Source organism: Pseudodesulfovibrio pelocollis (assembly GCF_030282845.1).
In the GTDB taxonomy this organism is placed as follows: Bacteria; Desulfobacterota; Desulfovibrionia; order Desulfovibrionales; family Desulfovibrionaceae; genus Pseudodesulfovibrio; species Pseudodesulfovibrio pelocollis.
The window spans coordinates 1-670 of the sequence record NZ_JASTWE010000124.1 but is presented as its reverse complement, the minus strand read 5'-3'; the positions used below and the strand labels follow the sequence as shown (position 1 = coordinate 670).

1 protein-coding gene is annotated in these 670 nt (G+C 42.5%); it reads right to left on the bottom strand.

The window, feature by feature from the left end; translation table 11 throughout:
- Positions 1–620: hypothetical protein (locus QQS14_RS16505; protein ID WP_285908111.1), on the bottom strand; the 620-nt coding region annotated here is incomplete at its 3' end.
- Positions 621–670 lie beyond the last annotated feature (50 nt).

Genomic DNA, 670 nt, shown 5'->3' with positions numbered 1-670 from the left:
CACAGACCGTAGGCAGGCAGGGGTTCAATAAAGTCACGAAATGACTGCTCAGCCTCTTCCACTGCCTTCGAAATTCTCGGTGCCAACGGGTCGTGCTTTTCGCCATAAGCCCAAATTATGCGCTCATGCTGAAGGCGTTCTTCTTTTTCAAGAGGATGTTGATCATTGTAGTCGATCACCCAGTAGTGGTTCTGAAGCAGGTTTGTTGAAATGCCGATTTCACGAAGAATACTAAAACAATCTTCGAATACTTTGTCGTATTGGTTGCAAAAAACAACTTTGCATTTCTGGCGTACTGTTCGCAAATTGTTAAAAGTGCTCTGATGGCGTTGGTGACGAGTGGCGATGACGTGCATACGCTCTTTAATTGTGCGATCTTTTTCTGATTCATTAATATTTTTATCTATTCCCTCTGTCTCTGATTTCCAAACAAAAGGACTTCTTATTTCGCGAATAGCGTTTTCGAATTCGTAGACGGTCAAGAGAGCCTGTTCTGCCGTTTCAGAGTGTTTCCGCCACCGCGCCTCTTTCTTCCAAACATTGATTCCATATAGCGCAGCTATTGCACCAACAGTTAACGCTAAGTCGCGTATTATACTAAAAAAGTCTGCAAAATTCATGGTAGTGGAACCTCAAACCGTTTTCTTTGTAGAATATAAGTTGATTAAGC